The 23,508-nt window shown below is 49.9% G+C and carries 25 protein-coding genes and 3 pseudogenes; 13 read left to right on the top strand and 15 right to left on the bottom strand.

The genetic code is table 11. The annotated features are described in order from the left end of the window. Positions 1 to 237 precede the first annotated feature (237 nt). The gene (locus ACL7TT_RS06450; RefSeq protein ID WP_413394062.1) at positions 238 to 513 is read left to right on the top strand and encodes a hypothetical protein; all 276 of its coding nucleotides are present in this window, start codon (positions 238 to 240) and stop codon (positions 511 to 513) included. A gap of 224 nt (positions 514 to 737) precedes the next feature. Beyond that, a complete protein-coding gene (locus tag ACL7TT_RS06445) occupies positions 738 to 1,505 on the top strand; it encodes a hypothetical protein (protein ID WP_413394060.1) in 768 nt (255 codons plus the stop codon). Between the two features lie 152 nt (positions 1,506 to 1,657). On the opposite strand, the pseudogene ACL7TT_RS06440 reads toward ACL7TT_RS06445, so the two are convergent. Beyond that, positions 1,658 to 1,750 (bottom strand): annotated as a pseudogene (locus tag ACL7TT_RS06440) (IS5/IS1182 family transposase); the annotation flags it as partial. A gap of 283 nt (positions 1,751 to 2,033) precedes the next feature. Further along, positions 2,034 to 4,211, bottom strand: coding sequence for a heavy metal translocating P-type ATPase (locus tag ACL7TT_RS06435; protein ID WP_413394058.1), 2,178 nt, complete (start codon positions 4,209 to 4,211; stop codon positions 2,034 to 2,036). Between the two features lie 78 nt (positions 4,212 to 4,289). On the opposite strand from ACL7TT_RS06435, the gene cadR reads away from it, so the two are divergent. From cadR to ACL7TT_RS06420, 3 genes are all read left to right on the top strand, one after another. After that, positions 4,290 to 4,718 (top strand): Cd(II)/Pb(II)-responsive transcriptional regulator, encoded by a 429-nt coding sequence (gene cadR / locus ACL7TT_RS06430; RefSeq protein WP_413394056.1) that lies wholly within the window; start codon positions 4,290 to 4,292, stop codon positions 4,716 to 4,718. Beyond that, on the top strand, positions 4,693 to 4,962 hold the full coding sequence (locus ACL7TT_RS06425) for a hotdog domain-containing protein (protein ID WP_413394054.1): 270 nt from the start codon (positions 4,693 to 4,695) through the stop codon (positions 4,960 to 4,962). Before cadR ends, ACL7TT_RS06425 begins: the two co-directional genes overlap by 26 nt. Before the next feature lie 236 nt (positions 4,963 to 5,198). Continuing rightward, the gene (locus ACL7TT_RS06420; RefSeq protein WP_413394052.1) at positions 5,199 to 5,738 is read left to right on the top strand and encodes a hypothetical protein; all 540 of its coding nucleotides are present in this window, start codon (positions 5,199 to 5,201) and stop codon (positions 5,736 to 5,738) included. A 573-nt stretch (positions 5,739 to 6,311) separates the two neighbouring features. Here ACL7TT_RS06420 and ACL7TT_RS06415 read toward each other — a convergent pair. Together ACL7TT_RS06415 and ACL7TT_RS06410 are read right to left on the bottom strand one after the other, a co-directional pair. Beyond that, the gene (locus ACL7TT_RS06415; RefSeq protein WP_413394050.1) at positions 6,312 to 7,187 is read right to left on the bottom strand and encodes a hypothetical protein; all 876 of its coding nucleotides are present in this window, start codon (positions 7,185 to 7,187) and stop codon (positions 6,312 to 6,314) included. Positions 7,188 to 7,539: 352 nt separating this feature from the next. Continuing rightward, positions 7,540 to 7,803 carry a hypothetical protein gene (locus ACL7TT_RS06410; RefSeq protein WP_413394049.1) on the bottom strand — a complete coding sequence of 88 codons (264 nt, stop codon included), beginning with the start codon at positions 7,801 to 7,803 and terminating at the stop codon, positions 7,540 to 7,542. A 456-nt stretch (positions 7,804 to 8,259) separates the two neighbouring features. On the opposite strand from ACL7TT_RS06410, the gene ACL7TT_RS06405 reads away from it, so the two are divergent. The 6 genes and pseudogenes from ACL7TT_RS06405 to ACL7TT_RS06380 all read left to right on the top strand — a co-directional run bounded on the left by ACL7TT_RS06405 (position 8,260) and on the right by ACL7TT_RS06380 (position 11,023). After that, a complete protein-coding gene (locus ACL7TT_RS06405; RefSeq protein ID WP_413394047.1) occupies positions 8,260 to 8,505 on the top strand; it encodes a hypothetical protein in 246 nt (81 codons plus the stop codon). A gap of 358 nt (positions 8,506 to 8,863) precedes the next feature. After that, positions 8,864 to 9,406 carry a hypothetical protein gene (locus ACL7TT_RS06400; RefSeq protein ID WP_413394045.1) on the top strand — a complete coding sequence of 181 codons (543 nt, stop codon included), beginning with the start codon at positions 8,864 to 8,866 and terminating at the stop codon, positions 9,404 to 9,406. A gap of 143 nt (positions 9,407 to 9,549) precedes the next feature. Then, positions 9,550 to 9,606: pseudogene (locus ACL7TT_RS06395) on the top strand (hypothetical protein); the annotation flags it as partial. A 46-nt stretch (positions 9,607 to 9,652) separates the two neighbouring features. Further along, positions 9,653 to 9,840 (top strand): annotated as a pseudogene (locus ACL7TT_RS06390) (hypothetical protein); the annotation flags it as partial. Between the two features lie 84 nt (positions 9,841 to 9,924). After that, complete coding sequence (locus tag ACL7TT_RS06385; protein WP_413394043.1) at positions 9,925 to 10,083, top strand: hypothetical protein; 159 nt, start codon at positions 9,925 to 9,927, stop codon at positions 10,081 to 10,083. Between the two features lie 364 nt (positions 10,084 to 10,447). Beyond that, positions 10,448 to 11,023: a hypothetical protein gene (locus ACL7TT_RS06380; protein WP_413394041.1), complete on the top strand. Its 576-nt coding sequence runs from the start codon at positions 10,448 to 10,450 to the stop codon at positions 11,021 to 11,023. A gap of 524 nt (positions 11,024 to 11,547) precedes the next feature. On the opposite strand, the gene ACL7TT_RS06375 is transcribed toward ACL7TT_RS06380, so the two are convergent. The 5 genes from ACL7TT_RS06375 to ACL7TT_RS06355 are packed head-to-tail and all read right to left on the bottom strand — an operon-like array spanning position 11,548 to position 15,585. After that, a complete protein-coding gene (locus tag ACL7TT_RS06375) occupies positions 11,548 to 12,219 on the bottom strand; it encodes an SCO family protein (protein WP_299940362.1) in 672 nt (223 codons plus the stop codon). A gap of 4 nt (positions 12,220 to 12,223) precedes the next feature. Next, positions 12,224 to 13,117, bottom strand: coding sequence for a heme o synthase (gene cyoE, locus ACL7TT_RS06370; protein ID WP_299940360.1), 894 nt, complete (start codon positions 13,115 to 13,117; stop codon positions 12,224 to 12,226). A gap of 11 nt (positions 13,118 to 13,128) precedes the next feature. Then, positions 13,129 to 14,211, bottom strand: a complete 1,083-nt coding sequence (locus tag ACL7TT_RS06365) for a COX15/CtaA family protein (protein WP_413394039.1) — start codon at positions 14,209 to 14,211, stop codon at positions 13,129 to 13,131. After that, positions 14,201 to 14,842 (bottom strand): hypothetical protein, encoded by a 642-nt coding sequence (locus ACL7TT_RS06360; protein WP_299940355.1) that lies wholly within the window; start codon positions 14,840 to 14,842, stop codon positions 14,201 to 14,203. The genes ACL7TT_RS06365 and ACL7TT_RS06360 overlap by 11 nt, the downstream gene beginning before the upstream one ends. Before the next feature lie 23 nt (positions 14,843 to 14,865). Further along, complete coding sequence (locus ACL7TT_RS06355) at positions 14,866 to 15,585, bottom strand: SURF1 family protein (RefSeq protein WP_413394037.1); 720 nt, start codon at positions 15,583 to 15,585, stop codon at positions 14,866 to 14,868. A gap of 54 nt (positions 15,586 to 15,639) precedes the next feature. Between ACL7TT_RS06355 and ACL7TT_RS06350 the strand changes: the two genes are divergently transcribed. After that, complete coding sequence (locus ACL7TT_RS06350; RefSeq protein ID WP_413394035.1) at positions 15,640 to 15,864, top strand: DUF2909 domain-containing protein; 225 nt, start codon at positions 15,640 to 15,642, stop codon at positions 15,862 to 15,864. A gap of 69 nt (positions 15,865 to 15,933) precedes the next feature. Here ACL7TT_RS06350 and ACL7TT_RS06345 read toward each other — a convergent pair whose 3' ends face one another. From ACL7TT_RS06345 to coxB, 4 genes are read right to left on the bottom strand one after another with little or no spacing between them, the layout of a single operon-like run. Beyond that, entirely contained in the window at positions 15,934 to 16,824 is an 891-nt protein-coding gene (locus ACL7TT_RS06345; protein ID WP_413394033.1) for a cytochrome c oxidase subunit 3, read from the bottom strand. A 5-nt stretch (positions 16,825 to 16,829) separates the two neighbouring features. Next, positions 16,830 to 17,402, bottom strand: coding sequence for a cytochrome c oxidase assembly protein (locus tag ACL7TT_RS06340; protein WP_413394031.1), 573 nt, complete (start codon positions 17,400 to 17,402; stop codon positions 16,830 to 16,832). A 14-nt stretch (positions 17,403 to 17,416) separates the two neighbouring features. Continuing rightward, a complete protein-coding gene (gene ctaD, locus ACL7TT_RS06335; RefSeq protein WP_413394029.1) occupies positions 17,417 to 18,967 on the bottom strand; it encodes a cytochrome c oxidase subunit I in 1,551 nt (516 codons plus the stop codon). Positions 18,968 to 18,987: 20 nt separating this feature from the next. After that, positions 18,988 to 20,133 (bottom strand): cytochrome c oxidase subunit II, encoded by a 1,146-nt coding sequence (coxB, locus tag ACL7TT_RS06330; RefSeq protein ID WP_413394027.1) that lies wholly within the window; start codon positions 20,131 to 20,133, stop codon positions 18,988 to 18,990. Positions 20,134 to 20,978: 845 nt separating this feature from the next. Between coxB and ACL7TT_RS06325 the strand changes: the two genes are divergently transcribed. Then, positions 20,979 to 22,316 carry an MATE family efflux transporter gene (locus ACL7TT_RS06325; RefSeq protein WP_413394025.1) on the top strand — a complete coding sequence of 446 codons (1,338 nt, stop codon included), beginning with the start codon at positions 20,979 to 20,981 and terminating at the stop codon, positions 22,314 to 22,316. 64 nt (positions 22,317 to 22,380) lie between these two features. Here ACL7TT_RS06325 and ACL7TT_RS06320 read toward each other — a convergent pair whose 3' ends face one another. After that, positions 22,381 to 23,208: a hypothetical protein gene (locus ACL7TT_RS06320; protein ID WP_413394023.1), complete on the bottom strand. Its 828-nt coding sequence runs from the start codon at positions 23,206 to 23,208 to the stop codon at positions 22,381 to 22,383. Further along, complete coding sequence (locus tag ACL7TT_RS06315; RefSeq protein WP_413394021.1) at positions 23,205 to 23,483, bottom strand: YheV family putative zinc ribbon protein; 279 nt, start codon at positions 23,481 to 23,483, stop codon at positions 23,205 to 23,207. Before ACL7TT_RS06315 ends, ACL7TT_RS06320 begins: the two co-directional genes overlap by 4 nt. Positions 23,484 to 23,508: the final 25 nt, after the last annotated feature.

The following is a 23,508-nucleotide window of genomic DNA, read 5'->3' as shown; positions in this document are numbered from 1 at the left end:
CAGAACACCTTCTGAAAAACCCGTAACTGTCATAGCTAAAATCCATAGTTGGTATCGCGATAATACTGGGGGTATATGCTGTTACTTTGATTATTATTCCCTTCTTGCATGAGAGTGGGAATCTTGGGTTTTCAGATTTTTTCAGTTCTTTAGATTCTGGCTCCGATGCTCATGTATCGTATAAAGAATGGATGACGTATTATTTTGCCAATGCACAGCGATCCTGTTGAGAGATGTATGAGAGCTGACTTTTACCATGCCGACTGTAATCAAGACGATACCCTTACATGGGGGGAGTATCACGATTTCAGATTCCGCGGTAAACGTTACGATTCCCCGGCTGTTCCCACAGTCCAGCAGTGGCTGGCACTTGATCCGGAATTTGATAAATTAGCGGGCTTGAAAAGCCTGGCCTTATCAGAAAGAGCCGATAGTTTTTCCATTGCAGCACCAAGTGTGACGCGTCCGGTATCAGATGCGCATAAAACTCCATCTCGGAGTAACTGGAAATAGAAGGTGCTCTTAAAAGAAAGTATGATATTTGTTGAATCAACGTTTAACAAAGTCAGGTAACACCGACAGCACAAAACGTGGATAGGACACCTTACTTGGCTTGCTGATAAAATGTCGGTTATTAAGTATACAAAAGACGCTCTATGATAAAATATAGATTTTAAGAAGAAAAATATCTCATTTTTCATTATGCAAACGTCTTTGGCTTAAATGTTTAGGTAACTATGAATATCACATTAAAATCAATTGGATTATTTGGAATTCTACTTTTTGGGGCTCTATTTTCTATTACATTCGTGTCACCCGAGGTTATAGAAGAATCGACAAAAGGTTTCGTGAAATACCAGATTGAGAAGGAAGTTCGGCAAAAGCAACAACATTTAAGCGGGTCTACTGTTGCAAGCAAAGCGTTAGGTATTGCTCAAAAGTTGGGAGTAGAATCAGAGCAAATCCAACTGAAGATTGATAATAACCTGCCAGAAAAAATTGCAAGTGTAATCGCTTCTATGTGTGGTTATGACTGTGAGCGAAAAAAAGCTGTGGCCCAGTCAATAACACTTGGTTATCTTGATCGGCTAAAAAGCATTAAAATAGCACAAGATACGCTCGGTGATCTCATAAAGGGAAAGTATATAGAAATAGTTAGCAATCTAAAACTTGATCTTCGTGTATTTCTCGGATCAAATTTCTTGATGTTTTTCATTCTTCTGGTCGTATCTTTTGCTAAGCCGAAAGCAGTAACTCACTTGTTCTTGCCTGGGATGCTCCTGGTCTTGGCTACAATCTTTTCGTCAGCTATCTATATATACGGTCAAAATTGGTTCTATACGATCCTATACAATGACTATATGGGCTTTGGTTACTTGGCGTATATTGCGGTCATATTTGGCTTTTTGGTTGATATCGCGCTTAATAAAGCACGAGTGACCTCTGAGATAATAAACAGCATGACTAATATGGTTGGTTCGGCATTTTCGACGCTTCCGTGCTAGGGGCTGTTCCCGTTTGACATACTACCGGGTCGGAAGCAAAGAATACCCTCCTCTCGGGACACGCTGTGAATACCTCCCTGTACGCTCGTAATCGGTGTCCATGCCTCATACGGTCCCGAGATAAGGGTCTTCTTCCCTTCCGCCTTGTTAGTAGGTAGCCACAGGAGGGTACAAGCCATAGCTACTATACTTTGATAGCACCTTTTGGGCTTGTCAAAACGTGAGGTAATCGCGCGGTAGTGTTCGCCGGTCAACACCATGCGAACTGCGCGTTCCCGTACTTCGGGAGACTATCCAGGTCGTTTGCTCATTGGTTGATTCTCTCAAGAAAGTTAGCCTCCGAGAAGCCCAGGGTGACTCAGTCTTTATTACTTCAACTGAAACAGAAGATGGAAAAGTAGAGTTTATTGATGCTGAGTAGTGACTTAATCACGGAAGGGTAAACTTCATGCATCCTTGAGCCTGAAGGATGGATGAAGTTTAAAGCAGTTTTCTGAACTGAACTTGTATACCAAATCCCGCAGTTGCTCACTTACGCATCAATCGTAACCCATTGAATACCACCAGCAGACTGGTACCCATATCCGCAAACACCGCCATCCACATAGAAGCCTCTCCGGCAAAGGCGAGCACAAGAAATATCGCTTTGATGCCGAGGGCAAGAATGATATTTTGCCAAAGTATATGGGCTGTGGTGCGTGATAAGCGGATAAACCCGGCAATTTTGCCGAGGTTGTCATCCATCAGGGCAACATCGGCAGTTTCTATGGCGGTGTCTGTACCTGTAGCTCCCATGGCAAAGCCAATATCGGCGCGCGCCAGTGCCGGAGCATCATTAATGCCATCCCCGACCATGCCAACTCTTCCATGACCGGCAAGGGACTCCACTTGCTGTAGCTTATCTTCTGGAAGGAGGTTGCCTTCGACACGATCAATGCCCACTTCGCGGGCGATAGCATCGGCGGTATGCTGGTTATCACCGGTTAACATCAAGGTTTTTATCCCCAGCTCGTGGAGTTCCTCGATAGCTTGGCGGCTGGATTCTTTGACGGTGTCGGCTACCGCGAATAAGGCGATTACGCCGGATTCCCCCACCAGCATAACGACTGTTTTTCCCTGAGATTCCAAATTACTCAATAGAAGCTCCAAGTCTGGACTGCAGACCTTCAGCTCCTCTACCAAACGATGATTGCCCAGATAGTAACCTTTACCGGCGATTTCACCGCGGACCCCACGGCCTGTCAGGGCTTCGAAAGCCTCGACTTCTTCCAGGATCGATTTTTCCAAGTGGAGATATTCTGCAATGGCTTGAGAAACCGGGTGATCGGAACGGGAGGCCAGGCTGGCAGCAATTACCTTGATTTTATCGACCTGTGTCCCGGATCTGGGCTCGAAGTCGGTCACTTCGGGTTTACCGTGGGTAATGGTGCCGGTCTTGTCCAGCGCAATCCAGCGCAGGCGACGTCCTTGCTCAAGATAAGCGCCGCCCTTGATCAGGGTGCCGTGACGGGTTGCGGCTGCAAGGCCGCTGACAATCGTAACGGGGGTAGCGATTACCAGGGCGCAGGGGCAGGCAATAACCAGTAATACCAGTGCCCTGTATATCCACTCCATCCAGGCGCCGCCAAAAAAGAGCGGGGGAAGTAGTGCAGTAGCCAGTGCTACGGCGAATACCAGGGGCGTATACCAGAGGGCAAACTGGTCGACAAACCGCTGTGTCGGTGCGCGGCTCCCCTGGGCCTCTTCTACCGCATGAATTATCCGGGCCAGTACGGCATCATTGGCAGCGGCGGTTACTTTGTATTCAAGCGCGCCAGACTCATTAATAGTGCCGGCAAAAAGTTCATCGCCAGCTGTCTTGTCTACGGGCAGGCTCTCCCCAGTAATGGGGGCCTGATTAACTGCAGAGTTGCCTTTTATCACCTCCCCATCAAGGGCGATACGCTCGCCAGGCCTGACTCTGACAATGGCTCCCAAAGGGACTTTCTTTGCGTTGGTTTCATGCCAATGCCCATCTTCCTGGCGCATAGTGGCGGTTTCCGGGGTTAGGTTCAGTAGCGCCCGGATGGCATTTCTGGCGCGGTCCAATGATTTGGCTTCAATCAGCTCCGCCAGGGTAAATAGCACCATTACCATGGCGGCTTCCGGCCAGTGGCCAATCAGTATGGCGCCAGTAACCGCAATCGACATAAGGGCATTCATGTTCAGATTGAGGTTCTTAAACGCTATCCATCCCTTTTTGTAGGTGGAGAGGCCGCCGCTTGCGATGGCAGCCAAAGCCAACACAAATACAAGCCAGGTATTGCCCCCTTGCAGCCAATACACCAGTTCTGATGCCAGAGCGGCTATGGCTGCAGCCCCAAGCAACCACCAATTGGCTTTGGCTGTTGGAGGGGCGCCCTCGGTATCTTCCCGGGTGGCCAGCCTGGCATCCAGATCGAGTGGTGCAAGTACATCCAGGATCAACTGATCCATGCCGGGTTTGTGGCCGACAGTCAGGATTCGCTGTACCAGGTTGAAGTCGAGGCTGTAGACCCCCTGAATGCTGGATAACTTGACGCGTATCAGGCTTTCTTCGGTTGGGCAGTCCATCTTGCCAATGGAGAACAGGGAGGTCTCTCCGTCTTTATTGACGGTATTATTGCTCGGCTGTTGAAGTGGTTCTTTGGGCTTTTCACAACCACAGCCAGTATCGCGCTTTTGCATGGTCCACTCTCGGATAGCTCATAGGATGAGCCAGTATTACAATCCCTCTAGTAACTATAGAGTCAAGGGGGTGCCTACATGCCCTACAGGATTGGCGAAGCCGCCAAGCGGGCCGGCTGTAAAGTGGAAACTGTGCGTTATTACGAACAGGCGGGTTTACTGCCCGAACCCGCGCGAACCGAGGGGAATTTCCGGCTTTATTCTGAGGCTCATCTGGAGCAATTATGCTTTATTCGCCACTGCCGTTCATTGAATATGCCGCTGGAAGATATCCGAAGCCTACTAGAACTCAAGACGCGGCCACTTGAGAACTGCGCGGAAATCAACGAGCTGGTTGATGAGCATATCCGCCGAGTTGAGGAGCAGATGGATCTGCTGGTACAACTTCGACAAAGTCTGCAGGAACTGCGAGGTCAATGTATCGGCCCGGAAGCTACCGGTACCTGTGAGATTATCAGGGGGCTTAGCGAATGCGAATGTCATGGTGGAGCAGATTCCAAAGTTTGAAGGACTGGATTTATGGTATTCAAGATTTTCCGACTTTGCGTTGGAGGCAACCCATGATGCTATGGCATTCTTCCTTGAAGGGTCGGCCATTTCTAAAATGAATCAGCTGGGGTTTATCACACCGGTGAGAGCATTCAATTTGGAATTCCTGATCCCCGTGACTTGGGACCAGAAGCTATGCATCCAGTTTTCTGTTTCAGCTATGGGTAACCACTCTTTTAGTTTTCAACTGGAGGCATTGTGAGGGGGTGGGGTGCTGGCTTTTACCGCGCACGTATCCGGGTTGTTTGCTCATTGGCTGATTCTCTCAAGGAAGTTAGCCTCTGAGACGCCCAGGGTGATTCACCCTTGCCATTCGCCAGTAGTGAACATCTCATTGCGACATAAATTGTTAAGGATGGTAACCTTCCTACAAAGGGCTTTCACCTTATTAGTTCATGCCCATGCTACAAGTGTAAAGATTACGAGGATTTTTTTGTAATGAAAGAAATAGAATTACCCTTTTTTGGTGTAGTTAATTTAGACGTAGACGAGGAAAGCGATCACGACATAGAAATCGAAATTAATGGGCATAAGGTATCTGTAGACCTTAATATGGAGCCTTTAAAGGAAGGTGAAAGCCCTGAAAGTATAGCATCGAATTTAAAAGCGACATTAGAACAACTTGCTGAATTAGAGTGCACTGCACACGATGCTATCCATAGTAATTATCAACATAAAGAAGGGGCAGTAGATAATCATCTTGAAGATTGGTTATACAATTTGGAAGAGGGTATGGAATTTGTTGAACCCAAGGTTCAATCGGCGATTGCGAATGGAACAAGAAAAGAGAAAAAGGATCGTTTATTTAAATTTTTAAGAATTAACAGAATCGGATTGTATCCTTCAGAAGCCAATTTTATAGTATGTGATTATAATTTTTGGCCAGATCCAGAATTTAAGTATGGGTACTGTGATGAGTATGTTGTAGTTTCTTTTAATAAAAAAAGAGCAATAAATGAGGTGTCTACTGAAGGTTAAGTAATTGTGCTGTGCGCGAATGTTTGTCAAAAAAATCAATACAGCCAATCACGAGTACTGTGGTGGCATACTTGAGTCAATTTGCAGTTTTATATCGTAATAGGGAACCAACTTCTAGCTGCGAATCCATGTGATCGAGACACAGGTAAATTAGACCGCCTGGCTGGTGTCGCCATCACCAGCTTCCCCTGCAGCAAAGGCAGAGGTTCCATTGATATTGCCCGTGGCCGCGGTCGCGGCCTTATCATCGAATGCGCTAGAGGAGACTATCCAGGTAAGGGTTTCCCTTGATTGACACTGCCCTGGATACCTTGGACACGGTAAACACACCCTCGGTGGCGATAATCCCGCTCTCGCCATTTGGAATATTGTTATCACTTGGTTAGAGGTAATATCTGAGCCAGTGTTGTTATAGAAAGGTGACCCTACCAGATTGTTGGTGGAGGTTCTATTTTTAATGCTGATACTGTGAGATTAAGGAATTTGTCTCCATAGTAAGCGGTATATGAAATACAGTTTTCAGTAAAGTATGTAATTCGTGCAACGCTTATTTACAGTCCACAGCATGCTGCATTAAGAACGTTCGAGAAGGCTCGGATGAGGGTGCGCTAGTGATACGTTCTGCCAGAACCATTTTCGCCAAGCTGTACCATGCTCACTGTCTGCATCAAAACGGGCTTCTAGAATACGAAAATCTCCCGGGACCAATTCTTTGACAGAGGTTGAGAAATCTAATATTTGAATAGCATGGGAAGGAATGGGGCCGAGCCATGTGAGGTGGGTTAAAAATTGAGGTAACGTCAAGTCAAGCTCTATGCCTGCATCCTCACATTCATGACTGACATACAACAAACGCTCTCTACTATCGCGAAGGTCTATTGCTAACCAATCCCCATTTTCGACATTAAAAACGGGAAAACCATATCCCATAAATTCTTCAATAAAATCCAGATGAGCTATTTCTTCTGGGGTATCACTTATATCTCGCATATAATCATATGCGCCGACCCACGGAAAGCCATTTCCTGCCGCCAGTATGCTGTTGACCCCAAAATTTAATGCTCCCGATATGAACTTTGGGGTGCGTATCGCCCCTTCGGGTGGAGATTTTCCGGGCTCGATACCCCGGTCCCATGCCAGGAAACGTTCAGGGGGGGTAACCTGAGTTTCTACATCAAGGCCCCATTGTTTATCTATTTTTTTTGCTGGAAAAAACCATGAAAATTCGATGTTACTTGAAACCTGAGTGAGGATCTTCTCCAACGTTGCTGGTAGGGGCCGCCCCAATTTACGCTCTAGTGTTCGGATCGCCGAAGATTCAGCTGGCGGCGCAATGGAGGCGATGGGGCCAGTGCTTTGATGGTCCCAATGTCCCCGGGCTCGATTTTTCATCGCGGGATGTTGCAAAGCAGAGGCTACAGCCTCAAGATGGGAACGAAGTGGATTCATAGTGGTTTCTAAAAACGTTCAATTTTATAGTACTTTCGCATTGATGGCACTGATAAATAGGTGTGGCAGTGCCTTATAATCCTCTACAAATTGGCAGTGAAAAACCCGCTCAAGCACCTCCACAGCATACCTGTATGGGCCAAGACCGTGGAGTTAAGCGGTATGAATAAAACTGAGGCGCAAACAGAACGCATTGACAGCGTTGACCGAAAATACAAACAGGAAGTTTTTGCGAACCATTACAAAAGCATTGATGGTCTACTCAGGTATATTGTTGTCTATCTTAGGGCAACCGTCTGTTAAGAACCCGCTTGCTCCACACCAGCATACCTGTGGGTCTGCATATGACGGTTCACTGACACACGCCATTCGGAGTGCGAAATTTCACCCAGATATCCCTTAGTGAACAAGGCCAGGATTCCCACGAAGCGGATAGCTGATGCCCTGGTACACCGCAAACGGCCTCGCCAGTGGTGGGGGAATCAAACTTGGTGTCGCCTAAAGCTTTACCTTGATTGAATTCTTTGTAAAAAGCGATTACGGTAGGTTTGCTGCCATAGCGCCCAGCTGTTTCATCGGCGCAAGCAAAGAAAAAATAGATAAAAAAGCGCAACAACCATTATTCCGCCCGCGAGACGCCCGATAACGGGGACGCTCGCGGGAAATCCATCACCACAACCAATCTTCAAAAAATAAAGAAGGACCGCATCATGACCGCGTAAGTGAGAGAAAAACGCCACCTCCCAGTGCGGACAACACCGAGAGATGGCTAACCCCAATAGATAACGTACTATCTAGCGAGGCTGTCTTGAATGATACGCCATACACTCGTTCGTCTTCAATCAACGTCTCCCTGAAGGCGAGCTTTTCGAGTCACTTCCGTCCCTGGCGACGGAGTGTGCTGTGGCGTTGCGTGATGATTGGTGTGGTCTTTTACTTCAGCCGCGCACCGCCTCTCTGGCTGCGCACTCTGCAAGTTTCCCTTTTTTCCTACAAGGACCGCGCCTCTGGCGAGAAAAACGGTGCTATGCGCTCGCCTTTCCGTCACAGGCGATTCAAGGAGCTTATAAAGATGGCTATATTACCCTGTCGACTGTTTCAGCCACTGGACCTCGGTGGGTATTTTATTATCACGCCGGTCGCCATCAGAGATAAGGTTGTGGACCTGCACATTGCGCCCGGCAGGGGTAACCGGGTGATGCGGGCCGTGCGTTTGCTGCAGCTGTTGGAAGAAGCCTGGGCGCTGGAGGAGGACCCAACCGATCAGCCCCCAGCCATCCTCAGGCCATTCAAGCACCGCCACAATGAAAAAACGTAGTGTTGAGGGGCGGAGTAAGCGCCTCGAAAGCCTATGCAGCCCCGAGCAGCACCACAAATGCTTACCTTCCAGTGCTGTCACGGCGGGGAGGTAAGCACAGCCGAGACGGCAGGTCAGTGCTCATCTGCTCCGCACTGGTGCCGTTGTAAGCAAGGCTTGATACTGAACACGGCGTTGTCGTGGCTGTACCTGAAAGCTGTGTCAACAGGCGAGAGAGGGAACGCCCTGGCAATACGCCTAGCTGGGTAGTGGTACAGGCAATGACCTGCTGCGAGCTTGACTTTCGATTACCGTGACCGTTATTTTCGCGTTAAAATAATCCAGAAATATTGGTCATGGTGATCAGTGTACAAATATTATGCAAATTACTAAAGGAGAAGTCACTTTGATTTCAAGAGCATTTACCTTCTTTCTAATATCATTATCAATAATGGCATGTTCAAACCAGCCAGCTCCTTCGCAATTATCAAAGTCAGAGATTTCACCATCCAAAATTCATGACATTTATCTAATGCCTGTAATATTTAGTGATCCGAACAATCTCGATAAAGTGAAAAATCAGTGCTCAATGTTAGATATGCTTAAAAAATCAATCATCAATTCTGCCTCTGATTACCAACTCAATTTTAAAAACCTTGAGAATGAAACAAGGATCAACTCGGACACTCCACAGGTAAAGGTTGAATTTACAAAAGTTATTCCTCATCGATGGACTTTTATGGCAATTAGGCCTAGTTCAACTTCTAGCTTTCGTATCTCTATCTATCAGAACGGAGAGCTTTCAAAAGAAATTACTAAGTCCATTGCCTCAGGCGTGGCATTTGGGGCTTGTGATAGGCTTGAAAAGATTTCTACTTCTACAGGCCGTTATGTAAACAAATGGGTTTCTAAGCAAATCTAGAGCCGCATAATAAAAATGGGCATAATCGCCCTATCATCCTCAGCTGTGCCATCCTCACCAATCTATGCAAGCGCGCGATCGAGTTGTTGTGCCCCATTGCCGCTGTACAGTTACTCAGCATCCTGCATGGCGATCGCGACGAGGTGGCATTTACCTACAGTACCATTCGCGGGCGCGCACATATTGAAAAAATATTCAAAACGGATATTACCGGTACTCTGCTGAGTGACGGTTACGCCACCTATGCGCGCTCTACGGCCCATCCCGATGGGCAGGAAGAAAAGGATGTTCTGTTGGACAGAGCTGGGGGTGGAAAATGTGGGCATCATCCAGAGCCTGATCACCACCCGGCCAAAAAAGCTGCCCATCTGACTCCGAGGATATGGAGGAAAATGTTCGCCACTAATCCGCTGCGACTAGATATCCATGGCTAGGGCAATGACTCCGTGGAATGAGCGGTTACGCTGTACCTCGGTGGGTATTTTATTATCACGCCGGTCGCCATCAGAGATAAGGTTGTGGACCTGCACATTGCGCCCGGCAGGGGTAACCGGGTGATGCGGGCCGTGCGTTTGCTGCAACTGTTGGACGAAGCCCGGGCGCTGGAAGAGGGCCCAACCGATCAGCCTCCAGCCATCCTCAGGCCATTCAAGCACAGCCCCAATGAAAAAACGTAGCGTTGAGGGGCGGAGTGGACTTCGAATAAGACGGTGCAGCTCTAAGAGGTACCGCAAGCGCTTACCTTCTCATGCGGTCACTATGGGGAGGTAAGCGCGTCGGCGATCGCTGCCCGTCCGCTTACTTACTGCCAATTTTCTTCTGCTCATTAGCAAACTATCACTAGCGGGCGGCCCAGCATTTAGAAAAAAGGCGCTGGTTACAAGTGTGTTATTCTTGCTGTCACACCTTATAGAATGTGGCTTTCGCGGTTCGCTCAGGCAGGTCCGGTACTTGGGTAAAGCCATCGCCGCAGCCACAACCAGGCAGGGGTGCGCAAAGAGCGCGCTTCCGGTGGGCAAGGTTATGATTAGGAATGAAAGAGTGCAAAAATATATTATCAGCTTAGTTATGCTTTTTTGTGCTGGCTGCACAACCCCTCAACTTCGTGAAAATAACGATTCTATACCCCTTGATGAGAATGGATATATTGCGGGTAGTTTTATACATAGTACTCGTGAAAGCTATGCAAGGCTGGCTTTAGAATTAAAGGAAAAATCCAACTCGAAACTTACCCTTATAGAACTCCATCTACCTAAAAATTATCGTCCAATTGATTTGGTGGGTGTAAAACCAGGTATATATAAAATTAACTCGCTAACAAGGCTGGCTGCATCAGGTGGCTATATCAGTAAGAAAGAAATAAATATCAATGAAATCGAATCAGAATTTGAAGTTAAACCTGGATACATATACTACATCGGTGATTACGATGGACAATCAACAAATGAAATTACTTCTTTCATAGTGATTGGGGCAGCTGCTTCAGCAAGTACAAATCATGATGAGGCTTTACGAATTAGTGGACAAGAATTAAACGCAGTCAAAGAAAAAATACTTACCCATTACCCAGAATTTGGCAACTTGGAAGTATTAGATGTTTTCAATCTAAACAAGTAAAGGTGCCGAATGCAAAAAATCTGCGTCCGTGCTTTCGGGGTTACCACCCAAAAGGAAGGTCAGATGAAAAAAAACACCACTATAAAAAGCAGCTTTAATCTAAAATTCAAGCGGGAAGCTACGCAGCTGGCTGTTGACTATAGGTAGACAGAAAAATGACCTGTGAAGCATGGCAGTGAGAAAAGCTACCATGGAATTGCAGGTGCGAAGACTCAGTAAAGAGCGAGGCGGTGGAGTATTCCCCAATAGCGAATCACCGGAGCACCCTGGCGTTGTAGGCTGGTCAGAGTTTTCTGCTCACCCTCTCCCAGACGTTATATCACTCCCCAGGGAACAATTTCCCAGTAGACGATTGTCACCAAGAAAGACGGTGAGAGATATGCCCGTTCAAATAGCAGGGTATTGATCAGCGAAAGCGCCTTTGCCAGCTGAACGGTGAACTTTCCATAGGGGCCAATCCCTGCCTTGATAAAGCGTTGATATCTGTCTCCCAATTACAGCTGACCCATCAGGCCGGGCACTTGTTATCCATTAAACGTCGCCCGGATGGAGCCATAGGTCAGCTTCATTTTGGATGGATCAAGGGGGGCTTTGAAGAAGGCATGGTAGTGTCCCAGGGGATTGATAAGCACCACCTGGGAGCCGTGATCCACGGTGTAGTTGTCACCTTCCAGTACTACTTTATTAAAGGGGACATTGAGCTGGCTGGCAAAACGTTTGATCTCAATGAAATCGCCGGTAACACCGCGAAAATCCTTGTTAAAGTAGTTGACATATTGGTGTAACACGTCTGGCCTGTCTCGGCTGGGATCGACAGTGACCAGCAGAATATCCGTGTCTGCACGGGCAGTTTCGTCGAGCATTTGATAAAAGCGGTTCAGGGTCGACAGGGTTGTGGGGCAGATATCGGGACAATGGGTAAAGCCAAAGAATACCAGTGTCCACTGCCCGGCCAGGCTTTCTGTATCAAATGTCTCACCGGTGTCAGAAATCAGGCGGAAGTTATCAAGGATGCGTGCCCGCTGTAATTTTACCGCACCATTTAAACGTAGCTCTGCATCGCTAATCACCCGCGGTTGAGTCAGTTTGTGCAAAAAGCCCGCCAGAACGGCCACTATAAACAATACCAGAATGGCAACCGTGATCCAGATGCCGCGTTTTTGCTGAGAGGTGAGTTCCCCGATTGTGTTGTTCATTGATTTATACCGCTATCAGGTAGTGGTCCAGTAACATAATGCAAAAGAGTGCCATTAAATAAATAATGGAATATTTAAAGGTTTCCATACCGGCGTTGGGGTCACGGCCCCGCAGCATGGCAATGCTCCAGTAGAAAAAGCCCAGACCCAGCACAACAGCCCCCAGAAGGTAGAGCCAACCGAGCATGGCCGTGGCAAAGGGCAGTAAACTCACAGCGAACAAAATAAAGGTATACAGCAGGATATGCAGGTTGGTATAGGGTACGCCGTGGGTGACCGGCAGCATGGGTACATCGGCACGGGCGTAGTCCTCCTTGCGATGCACGGCCAGCGCCCAGAAATGCGGCGGGGTCCAGGCAAAGATAATCAGAACGAGCAAAAGGGCGTGCCCGTGGATTTCCCCGGTCACGGCTGTCCAGCCGAGTAATGGTGGTGCTGCGCCGGCCAGGCCCCCAATAACAATATTTTGCGGTGTGGCGCGCTTCAAAAACATGGTGTAAATCACCGCATAACCCAGCAGGGAAGCCAGGGTTAGCCAGGCAGTGAGTGCGTTGACAAAAAAGAGTAGGATCGACTGTCCGAGCAGGCCCAGTAACAGGGCAAAAAGGAGCGCCCTGCGCGGTTCCACCCTGCCTCTCGCTATTGGTCGGTTGCTGGTGCGCGCCATTTTAATGTCAATATGCCGGTCAACCAGGTGATTGACCGTGGCAGCACTACCGGCACAGAGCGCAATACCCAGGTTTCCCAGTAGCAGTACGGGCAAGGGAACCGCACCTGGAACAGCCAGTAACATGCCGATCAGTGCGGTGAGAATCATCAACAGCACCACCCGGGGCTTGGTGAGTTCAAAGTAATCCCGCCAGCCAGAGTGCTGTATTCTCGCAGAGTGAATGGCCATAATTCCGCCTGTTATTGTGTTTGCTTCAAGACATTATTTGCCCGGTTTGCATGCACTGGTTGGGTGATTTGTAGGTGGTAGCAGAAGGTTAAAATAACCAGCAACAACAACGCTGCCCCGGCGTTGTGTGCCACTGCAACCGGCAGGGGTAGGAACATCACCACATTGGCGATTCCCAGACCCACCTGTAAGAGCACCGCGCCAGCCAGGGCCAGGGCCCATGCCCGTGATGCTGCACGCCAGGCCCGTACCGCCAGGGACAGAACCAGTAGTGTTACCAACAGGGCGCCCAGGCGGTGGGTGAAATGGATTGCTGTGCGCGCATCGCTTTCCAGGGCGCCTCCGAGATAATTTGGTCCAATCTGCTGGGCGATATTGAAGCCCTCGCGGAAATCCGCCTGGGGCCACCACTGTCCCTGACAAGTGGGAAAATCCACACAGGCCAGTGCCGCGTAGTTGGCACTGGTCCAGCCGCCCAGGGCGATCTGAAACACAACCGCCACGGCGGCCAGCAATGCCAGGGGGCGTAAATTCTGCAGGGCACGAAACGCATGCAGGGGGATATACCGGTCCCGCTTGCGCAGACGCTCGACGATCAGCCACAACATCGACAGTGTCGCCATACCGCCCAGCAGGTGAGCAGTCACCACTTGTGGCCACAGCTTTAAGGTGACTGTCCACATTCCGAAGGCAGCCTGCAGCAGGATCAGGGCCATCAGGATTTGTGTCTGCTTAAACGTCCGCTGGGCGCGGCGGCGCCAGGCGAGACAGGTCAGGGCAGCTACCAGCAATAACAAGGCGCCGGCAAAATAGCGATGCACCATCTCGGGCCAGGTTTTGCTGACATCGACTGGCGCATCGGGAAAAGCGCTGTTGGCTATCTGAATCTCATGTCGCTCGTCCGGCCAGGTGAGATGGCCATAGCAGCCCGGCCAGTCGGGACACCCCAGACCGGCGCCGACCAGCCTGGTGAAGGCGCCCAGCACAACCACCACGACGGCGAGGGCACAAGCGGCCAGAGCCAGTCTCAGCCGCCATCCAGAGCGCGGCTTTTGAACGGCAATCGGTTGCATTTCTGCCCCACTACTGCTCATAGGAGTACTTCAGTAAACGTTTAATATCCTTTAACCATTGATTTCCGCTATGGTGATTGTCATAAGCCATCATGGCGAAACCCTGCTGATCGATGAGCACCGCTCTGATATCGGCAATATTTTGGTGGGCGGTCTGCTCTTGTAGGGCCAGCAAGCGCTCCCGGTTCAATTGCAGCACCTTCAGGCGGGGATGCTCCTGCCTGAGTTTCTCTGTCTTATCGGCTGTCAGGGGCTCACCGGTGACCAGCAGTCTTTCCACACGGTTGGCTTTCTCACCCAGGCGGATATGTACTTGTCGGCTGGTGTACAAAAGTTTCTCGCATTCCTCTCCGCACGCCATACCACTTAGTATTAAATAGCGCCATTTTGGGGCGTCTTTTCCGATGAGCGAGACTTCCTCTTCGCCTTGAATAAACGACACCTCTGAGAGGTTGACCGGCGGTTGAAGCAATTCGCCTTGATTAAGCGTGCCTTCCGGCAAACCGGTACCCGTATAAAAAACGATATAGGCGGCAACGATAGGCAGTACGACGGAAGCGACAATGGAGATGCCCTGCAGTTTCCTCCGCCTTGGGAAGTGACTGCCCTGGGAGCTGTGAGCGGAAAGTGGTGCCCGGCCATTATTTTCCATTTTGAAAATTCCTCGATGTACTTCTATTTATTTTCATACTTGGAAAGTGCGGAAAAACGGGTAGCGGTAAACGCCCACAGAATGGCTAGTACCACGGCCATGGTAAACCACTGGAGGGCATAGGCTCTGTGACGCTCGGGTCCGCTGTTTATCCACAGCCAGTCTGTGACCAGAGCGGCATTTGAATCGGCACTGAGCCGTAGGGACCACTTTTCATTATTGACCCCCAGAGCGCGTGTAAACCGCGTATCCAGGCTTTGAATTCTGCGCTCTGGAAGTGTTTCTGGCAAATGCTTTGTTGGTGTTGATTCGGCTACTGGATATAGAAAGCCGTTAATCGTTCTTATTCCCTGTGAAACCGGAATTTTGGGAAGAAGTGTGCGTCGGTTGGGTGCGGGAACCCATCCCCGATTGATCAGCCAGTGTGCCTCGGGGGTAACAAAAACCTGCAGGACCTCATAACCAATACGGCCGGCGCGGGTGCGATTATCCAGAAGAAAATAGTCTTCAGCAAAAAAGCCCGTTAATTTGATCGGGGTATAGCGTTCAAATCCACGCATCATTGCCGGCTCTACAGGTTGTGCGGAGAGTCTGGCGTTGAGTTCAGCGCTTAACACCGCCTTCTCTCCGGCTCTTTGCAACTGCCAAAGCCCCAGTGCAATCAGAATGGGAAAAAGCCCGGCGGAGAGCAGGGTTACAGGCCAGTTACGAATCAGTGGTACACTGATCTTTTTCGCTGGCAAAGATGGAATATCCACTGTCATGCACAACTACAACCGGTGGTGGAAAAGAGTAATATGTGGCTGAAACTACTAATTGTGGCCCTGTTTTTGGCGGTGCTGGCCAGCCTGTCCAGCGCCTTGTTTTTTCTTTTGAAAGACATGGGCGCCCCCCAGTCAAAGCGTACCCTGTATGCCCTGGGTGTCAGAATCGCTCTTGCTGCCCTGTTGTTACTGGCAATCTGGTATGGATTTGAAAGTGGCATTTTGGCAAAAACGGCTCCCTGGGCACAAAAATACTAGCTGCGGGGGTGTATCCGCTTTGCAAGCAGTACCATTCACCCGGGGAGCCTATTTTGCTGAACCCCACTATCAGGCACCGAGCACATAAACAAAAATAAACAGGCCGACCCAAACAACATCCACAAAATGCCAGTACCAGCTGGCGGCCTCAAACCCGAAATGATCATCCGGTTTAAAATGATGGGCAATAACGGAACGCAACAGCATAATCAGCAGCAAAATTGTTCCCAGTGTGACATGCGCACCGTGAAAGCCCGTGAGCATAAAAAACGTGGTCCCATAGACACCCGATTCCAGTGTCAGCCCCAGATGTTGGTAGGCTTCGTAGTATTCCATTGCCTGTAGATAGAGAAAGCCAATCCCCAGTAACACGGTAAGCCCCAGCCAAATATTGAACTTGTTGCGCTGGCCTTTTTTCAGGAACACATGGGCAATATGCACGGTAACGCTAGAGGAGAGCAGAATAAGGGTATTCCACAACGGTAAGTGCCAGGGATCGATGACGGCTTTTGGCCCGAGAAATTTTGCATTATCCCCATGGGCGGCGGCGTCCGGTGTAACATACAAAGGCCAGGTACTTTGAAAATCCTCCCACAACATATTGGAGGAGCCCAGCGCCCCTTCTCCCCCAAGCCAGGGCACCGAAAAATTCCTAATGTAGTACAGGGCGCCGAAAAAGGCGGCAAAGAACATCACTTCGGAAAAAATAAACCACCCCATGCCCCACACGTATGAGCGCTTCAATTGCTCGCTGTTCAAGCCGGCCATATTTTCCCTGATGACCGCAGCAAACCAAAACCACAAAACCGCAGCCATGGTTAAAGCGCCGGTAAAGAAAATATAGGAGCTTCCATCGTTGATCCAATTCGCAGCGCCAAAGGCAACCAAAAACAAGCCGATGGTGGCAAATATTGGCAGTTTGGACTGCTCTGGCACATAGTAACTGCTTTCACTAGCCATAGTTTTTATCCCTCTCGCGCGGAGCTGGTTCTACTCTTGTTGGGGTTGTTTGAGACCCTCTCTGTAACGTCAAACAGCGTATAGGAGAGAGTGATGGTATTGACACTTGGCGGAAGATCCGGATCGACAACAAAGCGCAGGGGTAATTCCTCCCCCTCTCCCGCCTTGAGTGCCTGTTGATTGAAGCAAAAACACTCCGTTTTGTGAAAATATTCCGCAGCCTTAAACGGCACCAGGCTCGGGATTGCCTGGCCAATCATGTCCCTGTTCGTTGGGTTAAAGGCCAGGAATGCGGTATCCATGATCTCACCGGGATGCACTTTTACCGACAGTACACTCGGGGCAAATGTCCAGGGCATATTTTTATTATTGCTCGCCAAAAACTGCACCGTAACGAGTCTGCTGGTATCAACGGCGGCGGGCACGGCCTCATAGCGCCCGCCGGTCTTTCCATTCAGGCCGGTAATCTCGCAAAAGGCATCGTAAAGGGGCGGCATAATAAAAATGGCAAATACCAGCATACTGGCGGCAAGCGCCAGCAGTTTCGCTGATATTTTTGTGTTTTCACTAAACTGCATTGGTTACGAGGCTTCTATCGAACAGCCGGGGGGGTACTGAAAGTATGGTAGGGTGCGGGAGATGGCACCGTCCACTCTAGCCCCTGGGCGTTGTCCCAAACCCCTTCCGATGCTTTTTTGCCACCCATGACCGTGCGCACCACATTAAACAGGAATACCACCTGCGCAGCGCCGAACAGAAAAGCGCCCACACTGGCAATCTGGTTAAAATCGGCAAACTGAAGGGCATAGTCAGGGATGCGCCGGGGCATACCGGCGAGACCGACAAAATGCATTGGAAAGAAGGTAAGGTTCAGGCCGACGAATGCCAGCCAGAAGTGCACTTTGCCCATGGTTTCGTTGTACATATGCCCGGTCCATTTCGGCAGCCAGTAATAGACTCCTGCGGTAATGGAGAAAATTGCCCCGGGGACAAGTACGTAGTGGAAGTGCGCCACTACGAAGTAAGTATCGTGGTATTGAAAATCCGCCGGCGCTATTGCGAGCATCAGACCGGAAAAACCGCCAATGGCAAATAGTATGATAAAGGCCACGGCAAAGAGCATCGGGGTCTCAAAGGTCATGGAACCACGGAACATGGTGGAAACCCAATTAAAGATCTTCACCCCGGTGGGTACGGCAATCAACATGGTGGCGTACATGAAGAAAAGTTCACCGGCGATGGGCATACCAACCGTGAACATATGGTGTGCCCAAACAATAAAGCTTAAAAAAGCGATGGAGGCAGTTGCATACACCATGGAGCTGTAGCCAAACAGGGGCTTGCGGGCAAAAGTGGGGATAATGGCCGAGATAATACCGAAAGCCGGTAAAATCATAATATAAACCTCGGGGTGCCCAAAGAACCAGAATACATGCTGGAAAAGCACCGGATCACCGCCACCGGCTGCGTTAAAGAAACTGGTGCCAAAGTGGATATCCATCAGCATCATGGTCACCACGCCGGCCAGTACCGGCATAACGGCAATCAACAGGTAAGCGGTGATCAGCCATGTCCAGGCAAACAGCGGCATTTTCATCAGGGTCATGCCGGGTGCCCGCATATTCAGTATGGTGGCGATGATGTTGATCGCTCCCATAATTGAGGAAGCGCCCAGGATATGGATGGCGAAAATAAAGAAAGTCACACTGGGGGGCGCATATTCTGTGGACAGGGGCGCATAAAAAGTCCAACCGAAGTTGGGCGCCCCCCCTTCCATAAAGAGCGTTGAAACGAGCATGGCAAAGGCAAAGGGCAGTATCCAGAAACTCCAGTTATTCATGCGCGGCAGAGCCATATCCGGGGCGCCGATCATCAATGGGAGCATCCAATTGGCAAGCCCCACAAAAGCGGGCATTACCGCGCCGAAAACCATGATCAAGCCATGCATGGTCGTCATCTGATTAAAGAACTCCGGTTGCACAATTTGCAAACCGGGCTCGAATAACTCTGCGCGAATAATCAGCGCCATACAGCCGCCGAGGAAAAACATCGCAAAACTGAACCACAGGTACATGGTGCCGATGTCCTTGTGGTTGGTGGTATAAACCCACCGCTTAAATCCAGCTTGAGGACCGTGTGCCATTCCGAATTTCCTCCGGGCGCTTACTGCTTATTTTTGAAGTTGAGGATATCAATGGGCTGGATGGTGTCGCCCATATCGTTGCCGAAGGCATTGCGTTGGTAGGTGATCACTGCGGCGAGATCCACTTCGGACAGTTGTTCCCCAAATGCCTGCATGGCCGGGTTTGTCTTAGAGCCGTTGATCACAATATCCAAGTGGCCGTCCAGGGGGCCGGTGGCGATTTTGGACCCGGCAATTGCCGGGAATACGCCGGGAACGCCCTGTCCGTTGGGTTGGTGACACGCAGCGCAGGCGCGGTTGTAGACCGCTTCACCCCGAGTGAATAAATCTTCAAAGGTAAAGGTTTTTTCCGTAAGCTCACGCGTTTTTGCCGCAGTGGCTGCGCGGCTGTCGAGCCAGGCGGTGTATTCCTCTTCCGGAACCGCCTTGACGACAATGGGCATAAATCCGTGGTCCTTGCCACACAACTCCGCACATTGGCCGCGGTAAATGCCCGGTTCTTCAATGCGGGTCCAGGCCTCGGTAATAAAGCCCGGTATCGCATCCCGTTTGACGGCCAGATCCGGTACCCACCAGGCGTGGATCACATCATTGGCAGTTACCAGGAAGCGGATTTTTTTCTGGATCGGCACTACCAGTGGCTCATCGACTTCGAGCAGGTAGTTGGCCCCTTTGGGCAGCTGATTGTCGATCTGTGCCCTGGGCGTGGAAAGGTTTGAGAAGAAGGAGACCTCGGAGCCCAGGTAATCATACCGCCATTTCCACTGGTACCCGGTGATCCTGATTTCTAGATCCGCGTCTTCGGTATCGTAGATGTCGTACAGTGTTTGGGTTGCCGGAATCGCCATCAGAATCAGGATGACGGTGGGGATGATCGTCCAAACCAGTTCTACCGCAGTGCTCTCGTGGAACTGCGCAGCTTGGTAACCTTTGCTCTTGCGGTGGCGCCACATGCTGTAAAACATGACAGCGAATACCAGGACACCAATGGCCACACAAATCCAAAAAATCAACATGTGCAGCTCATAGGTGGATTGGGCAACTTCTGTTACCCCGCGGGGCATATTGACCCCCCAGCGCTCAACAGTCTCCTCTTCCGCCAGTGCAGAGTGGGCGGACAGCGAAGCAGCCAGCAAGGCGAACAGCCGGTGAAAGCCTTTCAACATCGCCTACAGATCTCCGTGGTTGCGGGTTTCATGAAACCCGTAATTTTTATTTCTGGCCGCTGGCCCTCACGGAATAACTGAAATACCTCTGTGCCGAGGATCGGTACAGGGTTAATTCCACACAAAATTTGTGGACATACTGTAGTAACACAAGACTACATACACTGAGTGGGGATAGGCCCCACGATACTGCTATCAGTGCAACTTGTTATTTTGATCAAAAGATTTTTACTTCAGATGCCGTCACCCCGGAAGGTACAACCAACAACCTATGTTTCTTTTTTTGTTGCAGCTACTGCAGGTGCAAAAGGAACATATTGCCGACGAAAAGTCAATCAGAGCTGGCAATGAAAAATGATCCTGACATTTTGCTTAGGGGGAATGAGGCGAAGGCAGTGTCCCATATGGTTGAGCAGAGTTTCCCAGGGATACGCCGATACAAAGGGCGGCTGTCACAAAGCGAATATTGTCTGAAGGAAAAATACCCGAGAACAGTCGTACACATATGTTGTTAAGGCGTGGGAGCGCGATACTGGTTTTTTGCCCATATTTCAGGTAATAAAAAGGCATGAAAGACAGATAAAACCAATTTTTAGTGCGCCAAAAAAGATCCATAAACGGTATGCTTCGTCCCCTGGCACGGTTTGCCGGATACTCTCCGACACCGCCACATGCCGGAGTTTTGGTTCCGAACCCGCTTGGCTTTTACACTGTGATTTGCCTGGCCTTACCTGGTAGCGTACTTCCCCATCCGGTCTGTGACCGGGAAAAGGCACAGCGCCAGCGCCGCACACACGTACTCCCCCAGTGGACGATCTCACCCGACTTTTGAGTGAACTCTCTCGATGCAGCATGCTCAACCTGAAATACAACCCCTGGGCCGGGTGTGGAACCTGGCCTGGCCGATGATTTTGAGCAATATCTCAATCCCGCTGCTGGGCGCTGTGGATACAGCGATTCTGGGTCACCTGCCTGTGCCGGAATATCTCTCTGGTGTCGCTATTGGAGCCAGTGTCATGTCCCTGCTGCTGTGGGCATTTGGCTTTTTGCGCATGGGCACTACGGGGCTGGTGGCGCGCAGCCAGGATGGCGGCGCCGACTGGCTGTTGCGCGCAGGGTTAATGGCACTGCTTTTGGGCGTTTTGCTGCAGGTTTTTGCCTTCTCCCTGGTGGAATCCATCGTTGGCTGGATGAACGCCAGTCCGACGGCGACGCCCCACGCCCTGGCCTATCTCCACATTCGCTTGATCAGTGCGCCAATAGCACTGGTTAATTTCGCTATTCTGGGTTTCTTTATCGGCAGGCAGGACAGCCGAGCGCCGCTCTATATCCTTCTTGCGGCGAATCTGCTGAATATCGGCCTGGATTTTCTCTTTATTCTGGGCCTCGGGCTCGGTGCCAGAGGGGCCGCAGCAGCGACCGTATGTGCAGATGTCTTTGCTTGTATTCTTGGACTGCGCCTGCTCAGTCGGATCGACGGTGCCATTTGGAGCACTATCGCCGCGCAGCTGCGCAAACGCGGATTTTTCCCCTGGGTTGATCGCAGGCCATGGATACAGCTTTTGCAAATCAATGCGGATCTGTTTGTGCGTACCTGTTTGCTGCTGCTGACTTTCACATTCTTCACGGCTCAGGGTGCAGCCCAGGGAGACGCTGTACTTGCGGCCAACGCCATTTTGTTGCAGCTGCTGATGATGGTCTCCTACGCTCTGGATGGCTTTGCACATGCTACCGAAGCCCTGATCGGTGAAGCCGTGGCCAAACAATCGGGTAAGGGGTTTCACGCCACCGTTTACAGTGCGGGTATCCTGGCTCTGGGCAGTGCCGCGGGTTTGACCGCGATATTGGTGTTGGGGCAACCGGTTATTTTAACCTTGTTTACCGATATAGGGTCCGTGATTGACCAGGCAAAACGGGTCTACTGGTGGTTGTGCGCCCTGCCGCTTCTGGCGGTATGGAGTTATCAGCTCGACGGGGTATTTATCGGTGCGGGCAGAAGCCGGCAAATGCGCGACACCATGTTTATCGCGACTATTTTGGTTTTCTTTCCCAGCTGGTGGCTCACACAAGGCTGGGGCAATCATGGTATTTGGTTTAGCTTTCTTTTGTGGATCAGCGCACGATCCCTGGGCCTTGCTGGTTATTATCAATACTATACGGCAACCAAATCCTGGGTAGAATAAATTCCACCGGTAGTTATTTATGCGGGGGCATACGAGGGCAACAGACCCGCGGATTCGGGCTGTATCAAGGCTGGACAGGAATCTGCTTTTGCACCACGATTTGGGTATAATCGGCAAAAAAGGGTCCCTCCCCCTGTAATATTGCGCGATTGAGATCCAGCACCTGGGATCTGAGGTTTTGATCGTAAAAGTACAGGCTGTTGCCACGCACAGTGTATTTGCCGTGATTTTTTGCCAACAACTTATTGAAAGCGGAAATCCGTTTTAGATAGGTTTCCGCTTTTTTTGCTGAGAAATTTCCAGGTTGATAAAAATCGAGGACATCAGCATTTATTCTCTGAAAAATATATGTCTTCTCAGCGTCGGAAAATCCGTATTCCTGCAATTGTGTATTGATATCTCTGCGCAAGTCCGGCAGATACCTGCTGGCCGCCTGGGCAGACTCCATCAAAGCGCCGATCATGCGTTCCCGTTTATGCAAAAATTTGCGTTTTTTTAGCTGCCGGGGTCCTGAAAATTCACTGGGTGAAAATTTTCCCAATGGTTTGAATATGGTGATATGCTGCAAATTGCTGTTTCTGCTCAGCTGCTCGCAGATTTTTACTGCATACTTCCATTTTTTAAAGGGTTCGCCATGCAGGATTTTCTGTGGCAGTTGCCGTGCTGTGGTACTAAGTGTCTCCTCCTGTTGGCGGTAAAAATCCGGGCGCGCGCGCCAATCATTCGTCTGCAGGCGAAAAAGGGTTAAAATTCCTTGGTTGACACAACTGGCGAGCAAAGAGGCAACTTGCTGTTGTTGGTCTTTTTTAACTGCACGATAGTGATTCAAGCCGTACAGCCCGGCTACTGTGGCAAGTACCAGCGCGGTCGAAAATAGGTATATTTTTTTCACTTTTTATTTTCTTTTCCAGGAAAAATCAATTTTACTGCTTCCTCACGCCCCGCTTTGGTCCAGGTCTTGTTTACCCGGGTTTGCAACTCTGCAGATGCAGATTGCAAGCGGATTTCATCCACAAACCCGCAGGAAACGCACTCCCGATAATTTTTTCCACCCCTCCAATAATTTACGATTCTGTCCATTTCACTGCAACGCGGACAGACCGCACCGGCAATAAAGCGTTTTTTCAGCGCTTTTTTATCTTCTCCCGGAACATCATTATTTGGCATGACTACGGCTCACTATTACATGATC

Origin of the sequence: Microbulbifer jejuensis (assembly GCF_047289955.1) — a bacterium.
Taxonomy (GTDB): Bacteria; Pseudomonadota; Gammaproteobacteria; order Pseudomonadales; family Cellvibrionaceae; genus Microbulbifer.
The sequence above is the reverse complement of the archived record's forward strand: the minus strand, read 5'-3'. Positions and strand labels throughout refer to the sequence as shown.

What these genes read in the sequence shown, in the direction of transcription:
- ACL7TT_RS06325 (WP_413394025.1), top strand. Translation starts at nt 20,979, where the DNA reads ATGCAGCATGCTCAACCTGAAATACAACCCCTGGGCCGGGTGTGGAAC.
- ACL7TT_RS06445 (WP_413394060.1), top strand. Translation starts at nt 738, where the DNA reads ATGAATATCACATTAAAATCAATTGGATTATTTGGAATTCTACTTTTT.
- ACL7TT_RS06365 (WP_413394039.1), bottom strand. Translation starts at nt 14,211, where the DNA reads ATGAGCAGTAGTGGGGCAGAAATGCAACCGATTGCCGTTCAAAAGCCG.
- ACL7TT_RS06375 (WP_299940362.1), bottom strand. Translation starts at nt 12,219, where the DNA reads ATGAACAACACAATCGGGGAACTCACCTCTCAGCAAAAACGCGGCATC.
- ACL7TT_RS06420 (WP_413394052.1), top strand. Translation starts at nt 5,199, where the DNA reads ATGAAAGAAATAGAATTACCCTTTTTTGGTGTAGTTAATTTAGACGTA.
- ACL7TT_RS06405 (WP_413394047.1), top strand. Translation starts at nt 8,260, where the DNA reads ATGGCTATATTACCCTGTCGACTGTTTCAGCCACTGGACCTCGGTGGG.
- ACL7TT_RS06415 (WP_413394050.1), bottom strand. Translation starts at nt 7,187, where the DNA reads ATGAATCCACTTCGTTCCCATCTTGAGGCTGTAGCCTCTGCTTTGCAA.
- ACL7TT_RS06340 (WP_413394031.1), bottom strand. Translation starts at nt 17,402, where the DNA reads ATGCAGTTTAGTGAAAACACAAAAATATCAGCGAAACTGCTGGCGCTT.
- ACL7TT_RS06350 (WP_413394035.1), top strand. Translation starts at nt 15,640, where the DNA reads ATGTGGCTGAAACTACTAATTGTGGCCCTGTTTTTGGCGGTGCTGGCC.
- ACL7TT_RS06360 (WP_299940355.1), bottom strand. Translation starts at nt 14,842, where the DNA reads ATGGAAAATAATGGCCGGGCACCACTTTCCGCTCACAGCTCCCAGGGC.
- ACL7TT_RS06315 (WP_413394021.1), bottom strand. Translation starts at nt 23,483, where the DNA reads ATGCCAAATAATGATGTTCCGGGAGAAGATAAAAAAGCGCTGAAAAAA.
- cadR (WP_413394056.1), top strand. Translation starts at nt 4,290, where the DNA reads ATGCCCTACAGGATTGGCGAAGCCGCCAAGCGGGCCGGCTGTAAAGTG.
- ACL7TT_RS06435 (WP_413394058.1), bottom strand. Translation starts at nt 4,211, where the DNA reads ATGCAAAAGCGCGATACTGGCTGTGGTTGTGAAAAGCCCAAAGAACCA.
- ACL7TT_RS06345 (WP_413394033.1), bottom strand. Translation starts at nt 16,824, where the DNA reads ATGGCTAGTGAAAGCAGTTACTATGTGCCAGAGCAGTCCAAACTGCCA.
- ACL7TT_RS06425 (WP_413394054.1), top strand. Translation starts at nt 4,693, where the DNA reads ATGGTGGAGCAGATTCCAAAGTTTGAAGGACTGGATTTATGGTATTCA.
- ACL7TT_RS06400 (WP_413394045.1), top strand. Translation starts at nt 8,864, where the DNA reads ATGCAAATTACTAAAGGAGAAGTCACTTTGATTTCAAGAGCATTTACC.
- ACL7TT_RS06450 (WP_413394062.1), top strand. Translation starts at nt 238, where the DNA reads ATGAGAGCTGACTTTTACCATGCCGACTGTAATCAAGACGATACCCTT.
- cyoE (WP_299940360.1), bottom strand. Translation starts at nt 13,117, where the DNA reads ATGGCCATTCACTCTGCGAGAATACAGCACTCTGGCTGGCGGGATTAC.
- coxB (WP_413394027.1), bottom strand. Translation starts at nt 20,133, where the DNA reads ATGTTGAAAGGCTTTCACCGGCTGTTCGCCTTGCTGGCTGCTTCGCTG.
- ctaD (WP_413394029.1), bottom strand. Translation starts at nt 18,967, where the DNA reads ATGGCACACGGTCCTCAAGCTGGATTTAAGCGGTGGGTTTATACCACC.